This is a genomic window from Empedobacter sp. GD03797 (assembly GCF_029842105.1).
Taxonomy (GTDB): domain Bacteria; phylum Bacteroidota; class Bacteroidia; order Flavobacteriales; family Weeksellaceae; genus Empedobacter; species Empedobacter falsenii_C.
On the sequence record NZ_JAOCFS010000006.1, the window covers coordinates 76,671 to 92,158 of the forward strand.

Consider the following 15,488-nt stretch of genomic DNA (forward strand, 5'->3'; position numbering starts at 1 on the left):
ACAAAAAAAGGCTTCCAAAATAGGAAGCCTTTAAAATATTATGATTCAAATGTTATTTTACAATTGTCATTTCATCAACGATGTGTTTTGCTCCAGCAAATTTATCAACAACCCATAAAACATAACGAATATCTACAGAAATCGTACGTTGTAATTTAGGATCAAAGATTACATCACCAGCCATTGCTTCAATATTTCCGTCAAATGCAATACCGATTAATTCACCTTTACCATTCATTACTGGAGAACCTGAGTTACCACCTGTAATGTCATTATTTGATAAGAAGTTTACGTGTAAATATCCATCTTTATCTCCATATTGTCCATAATCTTTTGCTTTCGCTAAATCTAATAAACGTTGTGGATTTTCGAACTCTTCATCACCTGCGATGTGTTTTGCAACTGTACCTTCTAATGTTGTGAAATAGTTAGAAGCAACATCTGGTTGACGTTTTGGATTTGTACTTTTTGGTAAATTTTGGATAGAACCGTAAGTTAAACGTAACGTAGAGTTTGCATCTGGATATAAGATATTCCCGATTTTAGACTCACGTAAACCTTTTACTAATAAACGGAAATTTTTAGAATAAACATCATTCAATTTTGCTTGCTCATCAGTTTGTTTAGACGCTCTTTCTACTAAAGCATTTGATAAAACATATAAAGGATCTTTTTTCAAAACTTCTACATCTGGAGAAATTAAGAAATTCTCAACTTGTTTTTGATCAGCGAAGAAACTTCTTTCAACTGCATCATTTACATAAGCTGTAAAGTTCTTGTTATTTTGCTTCGCTAAATCAGCAACATAAGGTGCTAAACCAGCTTCGTTCGCTTTAGAAGCATAAAGATTTAATTGAGCAGCCAATAAATCTTTTTCTAAAGGCAAGTACATTTTTTCGTAGTATGCATTGATTGCATTCTGAATTTTTGGACGCATTTCGTCACGTTTTGCATCATTTGCAGCTGCATAATTTTCTAATGCTTTTCCAATAGAATATGGCGCACTTGCTAAAGTTGAGTAACGTAATAAAATGTTGATGTAATTGTTATGACGAGCATCTAAATTTGTTTTCGCATAATAATTATTCAAGTTCGAAACAACATCACCATATTCAGCTTTGTTTGCTCCTTTTTGAGCCCATTTATTGAATTTTTCTTCTTCTTTTGTTTTCTTCGCAACAGTTCCATGAAGTTTTAAAGCTTCAATCATTCCATCACGATTTTTCCAATAGTTCGCAACTCCAGCATATTTAGAAGCATAATCAATATTTACTTTTTGATTTTGCTCCATATATTTTTTCATTTGATCCATTGTCACTTTAGAAGCTTCAACCCAAGCAGGATAAGCGTACTCTACATTTTGAGCAACACCTTGCGCTGGCATCCAACGATTTGTACGACCTGGATAACCCAAAATCATAGCGAAATCATTTGGTTGATATCCTTTTAAAGAAACTGGTAAATGATGTTTTGGTTGCAACGGAACATTGCTTGTAGAATAAGCCGCAGGATTTCCATCTTTGTCACCATAAACACGGAACATAGAGAAATCTCCTGTATGACGTGGCCATTCCCAGTTATCTGTATCTCCACCATATTTTCCGATAGAACTTGGAGGTGTTCCTACTAAACGTACATCTTCATAATCTTGGTAAACGAAGTAGTAATACTCATTTCCTTGGAAGAATGAACGAACAGAAACTACATATTTTCCGTTTTCGCTGTTTTCTTTCTCAATTTTTGCAATCTCTTGGTTAATCGCTTTTTCGCGATCCAACTCAGACATTTTATCATTTACAACACCTAAAATACGTTTAGAAACATCATCCATACGAACGAAGAAACGTACTTTTAAGCTTTTTGGTTTTAACTCAGCAGCTTTGTCTTTTGCCCAAAAACCATCTTTTAAATAGTCATGTTCAGGAGCAGATAATTCAGCAATCGCACCATAACCACAGTGGTGATTCGTCAAAACTAAACCTTGACCAGAAACCATTTCAGCAGTACATCCACCACCAAATTGTACAATAGCATCTTTTAAAGAGTTATTGTTGATACTATAAATTTCTTCAGAAGTTAATTGTAAACCTTGTTTTTGCATATCACGGTGATTCAGACGTTCGATGAACATCAAAAACCACATTCCTTCGTCAGCTTTCACTTTAAAAGGAAAAAGCATAACCACTAAAAGCGTGGATAATAAAAATTTTTTCATTATTTGTTTGTCTTCAATTTTACGATTTGCTAAAATAATTGATTATCTGAAGTTCTCCTAATCTTTAAGTATTTAATAAAGTTTAATTGAGATTTTATTGTAAAAAAACGATTACTTTTATTTAATTAACACAAAATTTGAATAATGAAAATTAAAATCATTAATCTACTTTGCTTTCTAATTGGTTTTATTGGAATGGTTGGTTTCATTATTATTTTGAACAATCAAACTAAATCAAAACCTGAATATTTTTTTGATGAAACTAATTTATCATTTGAATATATAGATGAAATTAGAAAATATAATTTTGAAAAAAATCAATTCGAGCAATATTATATTGAAGATACTATTATAATAAAAAACGTTCTTGATCAAAAAGAAAAAGAAAAGCTAATTTCCTTAATTAGAGATAAAAATATTTTTAAATTAGACTCTATTTATCAAACAGGTCATGAAATAATTGTTACACTACCTAATCTAAGAAAAAATATTATTATTAGTGATAAAACTATCAATAGACATTTTGTTCTAACTTCTGCCTTTGAAGAAAATAATTATTTATCTAATAAAAAAGATTATAATGAATTAATCAATTTTATTAATGAACTAAATAGCATTTTAGACAAAAATGATAAAATCAAACATCTTAAAAAAACAGATTTAGAATTTATGTAACAAAAAAATCCGAGAAAATCTCGGACTTAAATATTATTAATAACTGTTAAGCTATTTTAGAACTAGTCTTTAGGTAAAGTATTTTTTAATGCTTCTATATAATTCATTATTTGTTTATTACCATTGGCATAAGATTCTGCTCTAGAAATCCATTTATCAAAATTTTGTTTATCTTTTAAACCAAGGTAACCTTTTGCTATATATACTGTTATTTCTGCTTTAAAAGCAACACTTGGAGAAATTTTAATAAGTTGATTGTATAAATCTTCAGCCTTCTTAAGTTCATTTGTCTCTACATAAGCTAGAAGCAATTCTTTCATTGCCCAATAATCTGTGTTATTATTTTTCAAATAACTCTCAAGTAAATCAATACCCTTTTCTGGTGTACCTAAAGCATTATATGCAAAACCTAATTCAAAAGCCAAACCTTTAAAATTTTTATCTTTTAAATATAATTCTTCAAGTGGCTTTAATGCTGCTTTACTTAATTGTAATCCATTCAAAAAACTACCTTGTTTGAGTAAAAATAAATTAGGGTTATTAATTTTATAATGCTCAAAATTATCTGGTTCAGACTTCAAGTTCAATGTATTTAATTCTTTATCGTTAAGGACATATACGTCTGAAGTGTTATTAGCTAATCTATGAATAATTAAAGATTCATCAGATTTCGTTTTTAATTTCAAACTTGTCGGTTCCTGGATAACTAACCCATAATATCGAAGCGTATAACCTGCTGTTGGATCTATATATATAAAGCCTAAAATGTGATCATTATCTGAATCATTAGAATCAAACAAAACCCATTTATTAACAGCATCATAAAATTTTGTTTCAAATTTTAATTGTGCAGAAAGTAGATAAGTCTGTAATAGCAAACAAAATGTAAAAAATGTCTTCATTTAAAAAGTATTATCGTTATTTTAAATATAACAAAAAAAGTCCGAGAAAATCTCGGACTTTTTACATTATATCAAAACTTAATTAAGCTTCTTTATTATCTTGAGGTTTATCCTCTTTTTTCTCTGCTGGTTTAGCAGGTTTTTCTGTTCTCTCTGGTTTTGGCAATAAAGCTTTACGAGATAATTTCATTTTCTTTTTATCATCGTAACCTAAGAATTTAACATCAATTTTATCACCGATGTTTACAGAATCCTCAACTTTTTCAAGACGTCTGTGCTCTAATTCAGAAATATGAACTAAACCTTCAACACCTTTAGCAATTTCTACAAACGCTCCAAATGGTTTGATAGATTTTACAACTGAATGATATGTTTCACCAACTTCTGGAACGAAAGCAATTTGTTTGATTCTTTCTACAACGCGATCGATGTTTTCTTGAATCACACCATTGATTTCCACACGTCCTGTCGTATCTAACTCAGTAATTGCAATAACTGTTTCAGTTTCTTTTTGCATTTCTTGAATTACTTTTCCTCCAGGTCCGATTACTGCTCCAATGAATTCTTTAGGAATTTCGATTACAACAACTTTTGGTGCATTTGGTTTCAATTGTGGACGAGGCGCTGGTAAAGTTTCTAATAATTTACCTAAAATATGCTCACGACCTTCTTTTGCTTGTAACAAAGCTGTTTCCATGATTTCCATAGATAAACCTTGTACTTTAATATCCATTTGACAAGCTGTGATACCGTCTGCAGTTCCTGTTACTTTAAAGTCCATATCTCCTAAGTGATCTTCGTCTCCTAAGATATCAGACAATACTGTAAATTTCCCTGATTTAGTATCTGTGATTAATCCCATTGCAATACCTGAAACTGGTTTTTTCATTTGTAAACCTGAATCCATAATTGCTAATGTTCCTGCACAAACTGTTGCCATAGAAGAAGAACCATTCGATTCTAATACTTCAGAAACGATACGAACTGTATAAGGACAATCGTCTGGTAACATTTGCGCTAAAGCACGTTGTGCTAAGTTTCCGTGACCAACTTCACGACGAGAAGTTCCTCTTAATGGACGAGCTTCACCTGTTGAGAATGGTGGGAAATTATAGTGTAAAAAGAATTTTTCGTCGAAGTTTGTTACAACTCCATCAACCATATTAGCATCTTTAGAAGAACCTAAAGTTACTGTAGCTAATGCTTGAGTTTCTCCACGTGTAAAAATTGCAGAACCGTGAGTTGATGGTAAATAATCAACTTCTGTCCAAATTGGACGAATCGTTTTTGGATCACGACCATCTAAACGAATTCCTTCGTTTAAGATTAATTGACGTACAGCTTCTTTTTGTACATCGTGGAAGTAAATGTGAGCAAAAGGAGTTACACGAGCTAACTCTTCTTCATCTCCTTCGTATTGAGCTAAGAAATCTGCTTCAACTTGAGCAAATTTATCACCTCTTTCGTGTTTATCAGATGGATGTTTAGCGATATCATAAAATTTATCATATCCATAAGCCCACACTTTTTCGCGAATTTCTTCGTCGTGTGTTTCGTGGCTATATTCACGTTTTGGTAAAGATTTACCTACTTTCGCTGCTAAACTTTCTTGTGCTTCAATTTGTTTTTTAATTTCAGCATGAGCAAATTCAATTGCGTCTAACATTTCACGCTCAGAAATTTCACTCATCTCCCCTTCTACCATAACAACAGAATCTTTAGAAGCACCAACCATAATGTCGATATCAGCTTGATCTAATTGCTCTTTTGAAGGATTAATCATTAACTCACCATTCAAACGAATAACGCGAGCTTCTGAAATTAATGTGAAAGGAATATCTGTAATTGCAATGGCTGCTGATGCAGCTAAACCAGCTAAAGCTTCTGGCATTACATTTTTGTCGTAAGAAATAAGTGAGATCATGACCTGAACCTCAGCATGGAAGTCTTCTGGAAACATTGGACGTAAAACACGGTCTACAAGACGCATTGTTAATACTTCATCGTCTGATGGTTTTGCTTCTCTTCTGAAGAAATTCCCTGGGATGCGTCCTGCTGCGTAAAATTTTTCTCTATAATCTACTGTTAAAGGTAAAAAATCTACACCTGGATTTGCTTCTTTGTTTGCTACAACTGTAGCTAATAACATGGTGTCGCCCATGCGTACAACCACAGATCCGTCAGCTTGTTTTGCTAATTTCCCTGTTTCGATTGTAATTTCTCTTCCGTCTGAAAGAGTAATTTTTTCTGTGATCGCCTGTGGAATCATTCGTCTTCTTAGTATTTAATTCGTCTAAAGTTAAAGCCGTTTGCTTTAACCGCATTATATAAAGATATATATCTTATTTTAATTTATAACAAAAAAAAAGGCAATTTCTACGTAATTGCCCTTTTATATTGTGTTTAAAATTACTTACGTAATCCTAATTCAGCGATAATCGCACGGTATCTTGTGATATCTTTTTTCTTTAAGTAGTTTAATAACGCTTTACGCTTACCAACTAACATAACTAATGATCTTTCTGTATTAAAATCTTTGTGATTTTTTTTCAAGTGACCAGTTAAGTGGTTAATTCTGTAAGTGAATAATGCGATTTGCCCTTCTGCAGATCCTGTATCTGTTGCAGATTTACCATGCTTTGCGAATAATTCGCTTTTTACTTCTGATGTTAAGTACATGCCAATATTATTTAATAATTATTATGTAATGAGGTGCAAATGTACAACTATTATATGAAATAATAAACTTTGTACAAAAATAAAAGTGACCGATTGGTTAATTCGGTCACTTTTTAAAAATTTGGTTTAGTTTGATTTAGATAGATAATAGAAAGTGATATTTTAATTTTCTACTAAATCGGATAAGTTTGTTAGTTGTAAAAGACTTGCTTTCACGATTTTTGGTTGGTAGGTTAAAAGTCGGCTTGTTTCAATAATTAATCATAGGTTAGTTAATAATTATTAAAATAGGTTTAGGTAGGTAAGATTAATCTTCTATAATTCGTATTTTTTTATTTGTTATTATTTTAATCGGATAAACTACTTTTTCGTCCGCAGTTTGTATTGTCATACATATATTGTTAATAGCAATTATCACACCTTGTACATCATCTTCGATGATAATTCTTTGTCCAATTTCAAAATTTCTATTGGTATAAAAAGACAATAATAATCTGTAAATAACGTCTTTTGATCCTAATCCAAACGCGATGGCTAATGTCAAGAACACCGACCCTAAGATTAAGGATAAATTATTCGTAATTAAATCTGTATTAACTCCAGCTTGATTTAATGAAGTAATAATTGTAAATATCAAAATGATATAAAAAATGATATTACTAATAATATTTGCTCCGTTTAAATCAATTGATTTTATTAAACTTCTCAAAAAAGTTTTGATATAGTTAGCTAAATAAAATCCTCCAGCAAATATCAATACTGCACTAAAAAATTGTGGTAAATAATCTACAATTCGTCCTATTTGGTTAGAAACAACTGTTAAACCAAAAATATCTGAGCCAATAATAATGATCAATAAGATGATAAACAATCTTACAAATTGTAATATAATTTTAGATGGATCGACTTCTATTGACGAATTTTTTAATGCTTCGTTATTATTTAATGCTTTTTTTAAGTTATCTATCTTAGATAATTTCAATATGTACTTGGTCAATATTAGAATCAACTTTAGTAAGATATACGACAGGATAATGAATATGATACCTCCTACAACTTTAGGAAAAACAAGTACCATTTCTTGATATAAGCTTTCTAACAAGCTAAAATTTAAACCTATATTCATATAATCTATTTATAGTTAACCTTCTTTATCTTTTTTGTTCGGTTTGTTAGTTGATTTTTTTCCGATTCCGAAGAAATTTCCAATTGTGCTTGGATATTTTACTGAAACCAAATCGGCTACTTCCAACGATAATTTTATTAAAGCAACATCATCCATAACTTTTTGCTTTATTGTTTCTGGAAGCTTTTCATTGGCTAGCATAGTCTTAAAAGGGTTTTCCATTTTACAAAGCGTTATAAATTTTTAGTAAACGATTTTTTGCTCGATTCAATCTCATCTTAGTAGCACTTTCACCAATCTCTAAAGTTTCTGAAATTTCTTTGATTGAAAATTCATCTTGATATTTCATAAGTAATATAGATTTCTCTTCTACATCCAACTCCTTTAGGGACTGCGTTAGTTTTTCGATTTTTAATTCAAAAATTTCTTTGTCATCAATAATTTCGTCATTATAGTTATCAACCAAATCATCCGTCACCGAATAATTTTTTCTTTCTTCTTTTATCTTTCGTTGCACATGATTGACACAAAAATTATATGTAAAAGAATATAACCAAGTAGAGAATTTAGATTTTGATTGATATGTTTTCAGTTTTACAAACAACTTTACAAATATATCATGCGTCATATCCTGCGCCTCTGCTTGATCTTCTACAAAGCTCAAACATTTATTATATACCGTATGCGCATACCTATCATACAATATACCGAACAAATGTTGATTTTTTGTCTCGACAATCTTATACACCAAAATGTCATCTGCAATATTTTCTATAGAATCTTTTGACATTTCAACTGCTTACATTTATATGACACACCTATTCCTATTTGGTCACTTGTTTTTTTTGATTTTTTTATATTTATTTTAAAATAGCTTTAACTTAAACGAATATCTATCTAAAATACAATAATATATAAAAAAAACCGACAAATAAAAATTTATCGGTTTTTTTATAAAATAATAATTGTTACGAATTATTTCTCCAAAACATCTAAGACATCCTGAAAACCTCCTCCATTAAAAATTTCGTCTACACCTTGTGCTTGTAAATATTGTGCAGCTTGACCAGAACGGTTACCGCTTCTACAAAAAACTACAATAGGTCTTGACATTGCTTTAAACTCCTCTACTCTTGTAGGAACTTCTCCTAATGGAATATTGATCGCATTTGGAACAAATCCATCTGTATCCAATTCAAAAGGCTCGCGAACATCTACTAATGTTACATTAGCATTGTTTATTGCTTCAACTGTTGTCATTTTAATAATTCTATTTCTATTTTTTATCCAATCAATAATTTTGCCAAGCATCTTACCAAATTCTAATACGGTCTTTTGGTGCTTTGTACAATTTATCTCCTGGTTTTGTTTTAAACGCATCGTGGAACGCATCAATATTAACGATTGGTCCAAAAGAACGGTAATATCCAGGCGAATGTGGATCTGTTTTCACTTGATTTACTAACGCTTCGTCAGTCGCTTTTGTTCTCCAAATAGTTGCCCAAGATAAGAAGAAACGTTGTTGCGGAGTATATCCATCTATATTTCCGTAAGTTCCTTTATCTTTCAAATACATTTGTAATGCATCAAAAGCAACAGAAGCTCCTCCTAAATCTCCAATATTTTCCCCAGATGTAAATGTACCATTAACGTGTGTTCCTGCTACTGGTTCATAACCATCATATTGCGTAGCCAAAGCTTTAGTAGCTTTTGCAAATTTCTCTTCGTCTTGTGGTGTCCACCAGTTTACTAAGTTACCATCACCGTCAAATTTAGCTCCCGAATCATCGAATCCGTGAGAAATTTCGTGACCGATAACTGCTCCAATTCCACCAAAGTTTACAGCTGCATCCGCTCTATAATCATAGAAAGGTGGTTGTAAAATTGCTGCTGGGAAAACAATTTCGTTATTAGTTGGATTAAAATATGCATTTACAGTTTGTGGCGACATTCCCCAACGAGTTTTGTCAACTGGTTTTCCAAAATCTTTCAAGTTTTCTGCTTGACGCCATTTGCTAATTGCCATTACATCTTCAATTAAGTTTCCTCCATCTGCCAAAGATTTTACTTGTAATCCAGAATAATCTTTCCATTTATCAGGGTAACCAATTTTTACAGTAAACTTGTTTAATTTTTCTAACGCTTTCGTTTTAGTTGCGTCAGACATCCAATCTAATTCTTTGATGTGTTTGTCAAAAGATTTGAATAAATAACTGATTAATTCTTCAGCTTTTGCTTTTGCCTCTGGTGGAAAATTATCTTTCACATAAATTTGTCCTAATAATTCTCCTGTTGCGCCATTTACAAACGCTAAACCTCTTTTTTCTAATGGACGTTGCTCTTTTTGACCAGATAAAGTTTTTCCGTAAAATTCGAAATTAATTTTATCTAAATCAGATGTTGAATAACTTGCATAAGAATTGATTAATTTAAAACGTAAATAATCCTTAATCAAAGGTAAATTCTCTTGATTTAAGATTTTATCTAAATTTTTATAATAATCTAATTCACCAATAATTACCGTTTCTGGATTAATTCCTAACGCTTTTACATAACGCTCAATATCAACATTTTTCGTTAAATTTTTAACTTCTGATAATTTTACAGGATTGTACGATTTATTTGGATCACGATCTTCTTCAACAGTTTTGATGTATTTCGCCATCATTTTTTCGAAAGCCACAATTTTTGGACCTTTCAAATCACGTGTTTTAGAACCTGTATAAGGCATCAATTGATCGATAAACTTGTTCAAATTAGCTAAAGTTTCAGTGTTTTTAGCATCTTCTTTTTGGTAATATGTTTTACCTAAAGTCAAGTCAATATCTCCTAAATAAACAGCATTTTGTTTACTATTTTTAAGGTCAGTATAAACATAAGCACCATAAAAAGGATTCTCTCCGATAGCAGCTACATCGATTAAATAATCTTGTAAACCTTTCATATCTTTGATTGCATCAATCTGCTTAAAATATTTTTGTAATGGTGCTAAAGCCGTTTTGTTACGCGCATCAACATTCATATACGCATCATACAAATCCGCAATTTTTTGCTCACTTGTTCCTTTAGCGTGTTTCGTTTTAATAAGATCTTTCACTAATTGCAAAGTGACCTTATCCGTATTTTCTCTTAACTCATCAAAACTTCCCCATCTTGCTCTATCAGAAGGAATTTCTGTAATTTTCATCCAATTTCCGTTCACATAATTATATAAATCATCTTGTGGACGAACCGACTTATCCATATAATTTGGATTAAAAGCCTGATATGATTCTTGTGCCATTGCTAACATAGAAGTACATGCAAATGCAGCAACAAATAGTTGTTTTTTCATATTTCTACTAAGTATTTTTGATATGATATGTCGAAATTAATACGACGTTTGTTACAAATTTACTAAATAAAGTATTAATTATTCATTCAATTTTCAACACTTTTGAGGGGAAAAATTAACATTTTTAAAACTTTCAAAACAAAATTCTTTATCATTTAAGATATTTTATATTGTAAAAAGCTTATTAAACAGAAAAATTTTCTATATATATCATTCCATATTTATATATTTAACAAAAAACAATCGATTTCTTTATTAATATCTAAATATTATTTTGTTATATCCATATTCAATAGAAAATCTTTAAATTTGGAGTCAAACAAAAGTAACTTTTTAAAATGGAAACTGATACGATTTTGATCACCGGTGCATTGGGACAAATTGGTTCTGAATTGGCCGAGAAATTAAAAACCATTCATGGAAAAAATAATGTAATTATTTCTGATATACGTGATCCTAAAGATGTTGATTACGATGGTATTTACGAAGTAATTGACGTAATGGATGTTGATCGAATAAAAGAAGTCATTGCAAAACACAATATTAAAACTGTTTATCATTTAGCTGCTCTACTTTCTGGTACAGCTGAAAAAAATCCAATGTTTGGTTGGAAATTAAACATGGACACTTTGCTTACTTTCCTAGAATTAGCGAAAGATAAAGTAATCGATAAAATCTTTTGGCCTTCTTCTATTGGCGTTTTTGGACCAGATACACCAAAAGACAATACACCTCAAAATACAATTCAAACTCCTTCTACGGTTTATGGTATTTCTAAATTATCGGGAGAATATTGGTGCAAATGGTACCAACAAAATCATAATGTAGACGTTCGTTCTGTTCGTTTTCCTGGTCTTATTTCTTGGAAAACTCCTGCTGGAGGTGGAACTACAGATTATGCTGTTGATATTTATTACAAAGCAATCGAGGATGGAAAATATACTTCTTTCTTGAAAGAGGGAACTTATTTGCCTATGTTGTATATGGATGATGCGATTAATGCAATTGTTGAATTAATGTCTGCTGATCCAAAACAATTAGGTGAATTCAAATCTTATAATTTAGGAGGTTTAAGTTTTGCTCCAGAAGATTTAGCAGCAGAAATCAAAAAACATATTCCAAATTTTACAATTGATTATGCACCAGATTTCCGTCAAGCCATTGCTAATTCTTGGCCTTCTTCTATCGATGATTCTGTTGCAAAAGCAGATTGGGGATTCGAACCAAAATTCGATATCGATAAAATGACGACTACAATGTTAGACAATTTGAAAATAAAATTAGGTAAAGCTTAATTTTTTCTTACAATACAATATTTTAGGAATGCTCTTTGATAATTTTTTGGTTAAAAACCACAAAATATGTCAGGAGCATTTTCTAATTTAAAAAATATCGTCCATCTACTAAAATCTGTCGATTTAGAGCAATTAAATAAAATTTCTCAAAAAGTAGATTTACCTCTTTTAATGGAAAACTTTTCGAAACTTGATGATAAACAACTTCAAGGAATGATGAAAATGTTAAATCCAAATAAAAAACACAAAGAACTTCCTCCAATTGATGGCGATTTTTACGATGTTTTTCACACTTTAACTCCAGAACAACGCGAATTACAGCTAAAAGTGAGAGCTTTTATGGAAAAAGAAGTTAAACCAATCGTGAATGATTATTGGCTTCGTGATCAATTTCCTTTCGAATTAATTCCAAAATTTAAAGAACTTAACATTTGCGGCGTCACTTACGACGGTTATGGTTGTCCAAATTTACCTTTTATTATGGAAGGCGTTTTAGCTATGGAAATGGCTCGTGTTGATGCTTCGATCGCCACTTTTTTTGGTGTTCAATCAGGTCTATCAATGGGATCAATTTATATGTGCGGATCGGAAGAACAAAAAGCAAAATGGTTACCGCAAATGCAAAAATTTGATAAAATTGGCGCTTTTGGATTAACTGAACCCGAAGTTGGTTCTGGTGCGGCAGGAGGTTTGACCACAACATGTAAAAAAACAGAAGAAGGTTGGATTTTAAATGGTCAAAAGAAATGGATTGGAAATGCAACTTTTGCAGATTTAGTGATTATTTGGGCAAGAGATTTGGATGATGGAGAAGTAAAAGGTTTTATTGTAGAGAAAGATAATCCTGGTTTTTCTGTAGAAAAAATCAAAGGAAAAATGGCTTTACGAATTGTTCAGAATGGCTTGATTACTCTGAAAGATTGTTTAATTACAGAAGAAAATCGTTTACAAAATGCTAATTCATTTAAAGATACAGCAAAAGTATTGCGAATGACAAGAGCTGGAGTTGCTTGGATGGCAACTGGCTGCGCGCGCGGAGCATATGAAAGCGCTTTAGATTACACTCGAAATCGAAAACAATTTGGGAAACCAATTGCTTCTTTTCAAATGATACAAGGACATTTAGTAGAAATGTTATCTAATTTAACAGCAATGCAAACTTTAGTTTTTCGCTTATCTGAAATGCAAGACGAGGGAATTTTACTAGACGAACACGCATCTTTAGCAAAAGTTTTTTGTACAATGAGAACACGAGATGTCGTTTCACGAGCACGAGAAGTAATGGGCGGAAATGGAATATTATTAGAGCATGACGTCGCTCGCTTTGTTGCTGACTCTGAAGCAATTTATAGCTACGAAGGCACAAAAGAAATTAATTCACTTATTGTAGGTCGATCTATTACAGGATTTAGTGCGTTTGTTTAAAATTAAAAAAGCTGAGTTATGTTAACTCAGCTTTTTTGTTGTTTTATATTTTCACAAAACCTATATCTTAGGTTCTTGTTGACTCAAACAATGGAAAGATCCTAATCCCCAAATAATATCTGTAGAATCTATTCCTATAACTTTACGATCTGGGAAACATTTCTGAATAATATCCAAAGCAATCGCATCTTTTGCACAACGATAAGTTGGAACGATTACTGATTTATTCGCAATATAAAAATTAGCATAAGAAGCTGGCAAACGCTCACCTTCGCAATAAACCGCATCTGGCATTGGCAATTCGATAATATTTAATGGACGTCCATCTTCCAATTTCATTTCTTGCAATTGGCGAAGATTCACTTGCAACAATTCGTAGTTATCATCCGATTCATCTGTTTCAACAACCGTCAAAACTGTATCTTCATTTACAAAACGAATTGTATCATCAATGTGTCCATCCGTATCATCACCAACAATTCCGTCTTCTACCCATAGAATTTGCGAAACTCCGTAATAATTTCTTAAAAATTCTTCGATTTGTTCTTGTGAATAATCTGGATTACGATTTTCATTCAATAAACAAGATTTTGATGTCATCAACGTATCTTTTCCATTGAATTCGACTGAACCTCCTTCCATAATAATTCCAGGATGAAAAACAGGAAGATTAAATTCTGCACCAATTCTTGTGGGCACAACATCATCATTTTCGAAAGGTGGATATTTTCCTCCCCACGCATTGAACCCCCAATCGACAATAACTTTTGGGTTATCAGGATTGTTTTTATTCAACAAAAATGCAGGACCATGATCACGGCACCACGCATCATTTGTTTCATTAAAATAAAACTCTACTTGTGACAAATCTGCATCCGTTTTTTCGATAAAAGATAAAGCTAAAGCTTTCATGTCTTCATCTTTTACATTAATACGAACTTTTTCGCCTTTCGTTAATTCAGCAATAAATTCGGCATAAGCCGGATAGATCAACTGAATACGATCTGGCCAAGATTCTTCTTTATGCGGCCAAGACAACCATGTTGCTTCATGCTCTTCCCATTCTGCCGGAAATCTATATCCCAACTCTTTCGGAAATTTGGATGTATCTATCGTGTTCAATTCTTATTATTTTCTAAAAGTTTAAACGTATTTTCAATATGCCCGGACGCTTTCCAGTTATCATGTCCCGGAATAACTTGTTTTATAGTAGGATGTTTTGAAACCAGCTTCTTCATGGTTTCTGGCCATTCAGCTATATTTGCTTCTCCGGTATATCCTAAATTTATGGCATCAGCACCTTTGATTAAACAACCTCCATTCAAAACTTTATACTTTGGAAACCAAACTACAACATTATCTTCTGTATGCCCTTGACCAAAATATTCGACCACAAATTTTTCTTTTCCGAATTTGTACGTTTTTCCTAGTTCAATTTCGAATTTTGAAGTCGCTTTTCCTTCTTTTCTCAATATAGTATTCGTTAAAGCAGAAGCATAAGTCGGGATATTCAAATCATTATAAAAACTCAGATCACCAGCTCTATCTTCGTGAGAATGTGTCACAAAAACTGCAATAACTGGTAAATTATATTTTTTTACTAAAAGATCATTCAGCGTTTGGTACTGTGATTTTTGCCAAGGTACATCAAACAAAACAATGCCTTTTTTCGTTACCAAATACATTGCATTTACATTGTACTCAACCCCTTGAAATGTATTGAACGTTTGATAAACAAAAAGATTATTACGAATAGAGTCTATTTGTATCGGCTTGATTTGACCAAATGCAAAACTTCCTATCAATGCAATAAGTGAAAATATTTTTTTCATTAATC

General features: G+C 31.7%; 14 protein-coding genes. 3 read left to right on the top strand and 11 right to left on the bottom strand.

Annotation, left to right across the window (positions count from 1 at the left end; translation table 11 throughout):
- Positions 1-52: 52 nt before the first annotated feature.
- Positions 53-2,215: a S46 family peptidase gene (locus tag N5D90_RS06645; protein ID WP_221855807.1), complete on the bottom strand. Its 2,163-nt coding sequence runs from the start codon at positions 2,213-2,215 to the stop codon at positions 53-55.
- A 144-nt stretch (positions 2,216-2,359) separates the two neighbouring features.
- Between N5D90_RS06645 and N5D90_RS06650 the strand changes: the two genes are divergently transcribed.
- Positions 2,360-2,890 (top strand): hypothetical protein, encoded by a 531-nt coding sequence (locus N5D90_RS06650; protein ID WP_280061985.1) that lies wholly within the window; start codon positions 2,360-2,362, stop codon positions 2,888-2,890.
- 62 nt (positions 2,891-2,952) lie between these two features.
- Here the strand turns inward: N5D90_RS06650 and N5D90_RS06655 are convergent, their stop codons facing one another.
- From N5D90_RS06655 to N5D90_RS06690, 8 genes are all read right to left on the bottom strand, one after another.
- A complete protein-coding gene (locus N5D90_RS06655) occupies positions 2,953-3,792 on the bottom strand; it encodes a lipopolysaccharide assembly protein LapB (protein WP_114999939.1) in 840 nt (279 codons plus the stop codon).
- An 82-nt stretch (positions 3,793-3,874) separates the two neighbouring features.
- Complete coding sequence (locus N5D90_RS06660; RefSeq protein ID WP_280050083.1) at positions 3,875-6,061, bottom strand: polyribonucleotide nucleotidyltransferase; 2,187 nt, start codon at positions 6,059-6,061, stop codon at positions 3,875-3,877.
- A 140-nt stretch (positions 6,062-6,201) separates the two neighbouring features.
- Positions 6,202-6,471: a 30S ribosomal protein S15 gene (gene rpsO, locus N5D90_RS06665; RefSeq protein ID WP_038333654.1), complete on the bottom strand. Its 270-nt coding sequence runs from the start codon at positions 6,469-6,471 to the stop codon at positions 6,202-6,204.
- A 307-nt stretch (positions 6,472-6,778) separates the two neighbouring features.
- Positions 6,779-7,468, bottom strand: a complete 690-nt coding sequence (locus tag N5D90_RS06670) for a mechanosensitive ion channel family protein (RefSeq protein WP_280061986.1) — start codon at positions 7,466-7,468, stop codon at positions 6,779-6,781.
- Positions 7,469-7,612: 144 nt separating this feature from the next.
- Entirely contained in the window at positions 7,613-7,819 is a 207-nt protein-coding gene (locus N5D90_RS06675; protein WP_280050085.1) for a hypothetical protein, read from the bottom strand.
- Between the two features lies 1 nt (position 7,820).
- The gene (locus N5D90_RS06680; RefSeq protein WP_038333651.1) at positions 7,821-8,387 is read right to left on the bottom strand and encodes an RNA polymerase sigma factor; all 567 of its coding nucleotides are present in this window, start codon (positions 8,385-8,387) and stop codon (positions 7,821-7,823) included.
- Between the two features lie 185 nt (positions 8,388-8,572).
- Positions 8,573-8,857, bottom strand: a complete 285-nt coding sequence (locus N5D90_RS06685; protein ID WP_038333764.1) for a rhodanese-like domain-containing protein — start codon at positions 8,855-8,857, stop codon at positions 8,573-8,575.
- Between the two features lie 52 nt (positions 8,858-8,909).
- On the bottom strand, positions 8,910-10,931 hold the full coding sequence (locus N5D90_RS06690) for a M13 family metallopeptidase (protein WP_114999931.1): 2,022 nt from the start codon (positions 10,929-10,931) through the stop codon (positions 8,910-8,912).
- Positions 10,932-11,269: 338 nt separating this feature from the next.
- Between N5D90_RS06690 and N5D90_RS06695 the strand changes: the two genes are divergently transcribed.
- Together N5D90_RS06695 and N5D90_RS06700 are read left to right on the top strand one after the other, a co-directional pair.
- A complete protein-coding gene (locus N5D90_RS06695) occupies positions 11,270-12,226 on the top strand; it encodes an NAD-dependent epimerase/dehydratase family protein (protein WP_114999929.1) in 957 nt (318 codons plus the stop codon).
- A gap of 66 nt (positions 12,227-12,292) precedes the next feature.
- Positions 12,293-13,651: an acyl-CoA dehydrogenase family protein gene (locus tag N5D90_RS06700; protein ID WP_114999927.1), complete on the top strand. Its 1,359-nt coding sequence runs from the start codon at positions 12,293-12,295 to the stop codon at positions 13,649-13,651.
- Between the two features lie 60 nt (positions 13,652-13,711).
- Here N5D90_RS06700 and N5D90_RS06705 read toward each other — a convergent pair whose 3' ends face one another.
- On the bottom strand, positions 13,712-14,773 hold the full coding sequence (locus N5D90_RS06705) for an agmatine deiminase family protein (RefSeq protein WP_280061987.1): 1,062 nt from the start codon (positions 14,771-14,773) through the stop codon (positions 13,712-13,714).
- Positions 14,770-15,483 carry an EBR family subclass B1 metallo-beta-lactamase gene (gene blaEBR / locus N5D90_RS06710; RefSeq protein ID WP_280037084.1) on the bottom strand — a complete coding sequence of 238 codons (714 nt, stop codon included), beginning with the start codon at positions 15,481-15,483 and terminating at the stop codon, positions 14,770-14,772. Before blaEBR ends, N5D90_RS06705 begins: the two co-directional genes overlap by 4 nt.
- Positions 15,484-15,488: the final 5 nt, after the last annotated feature.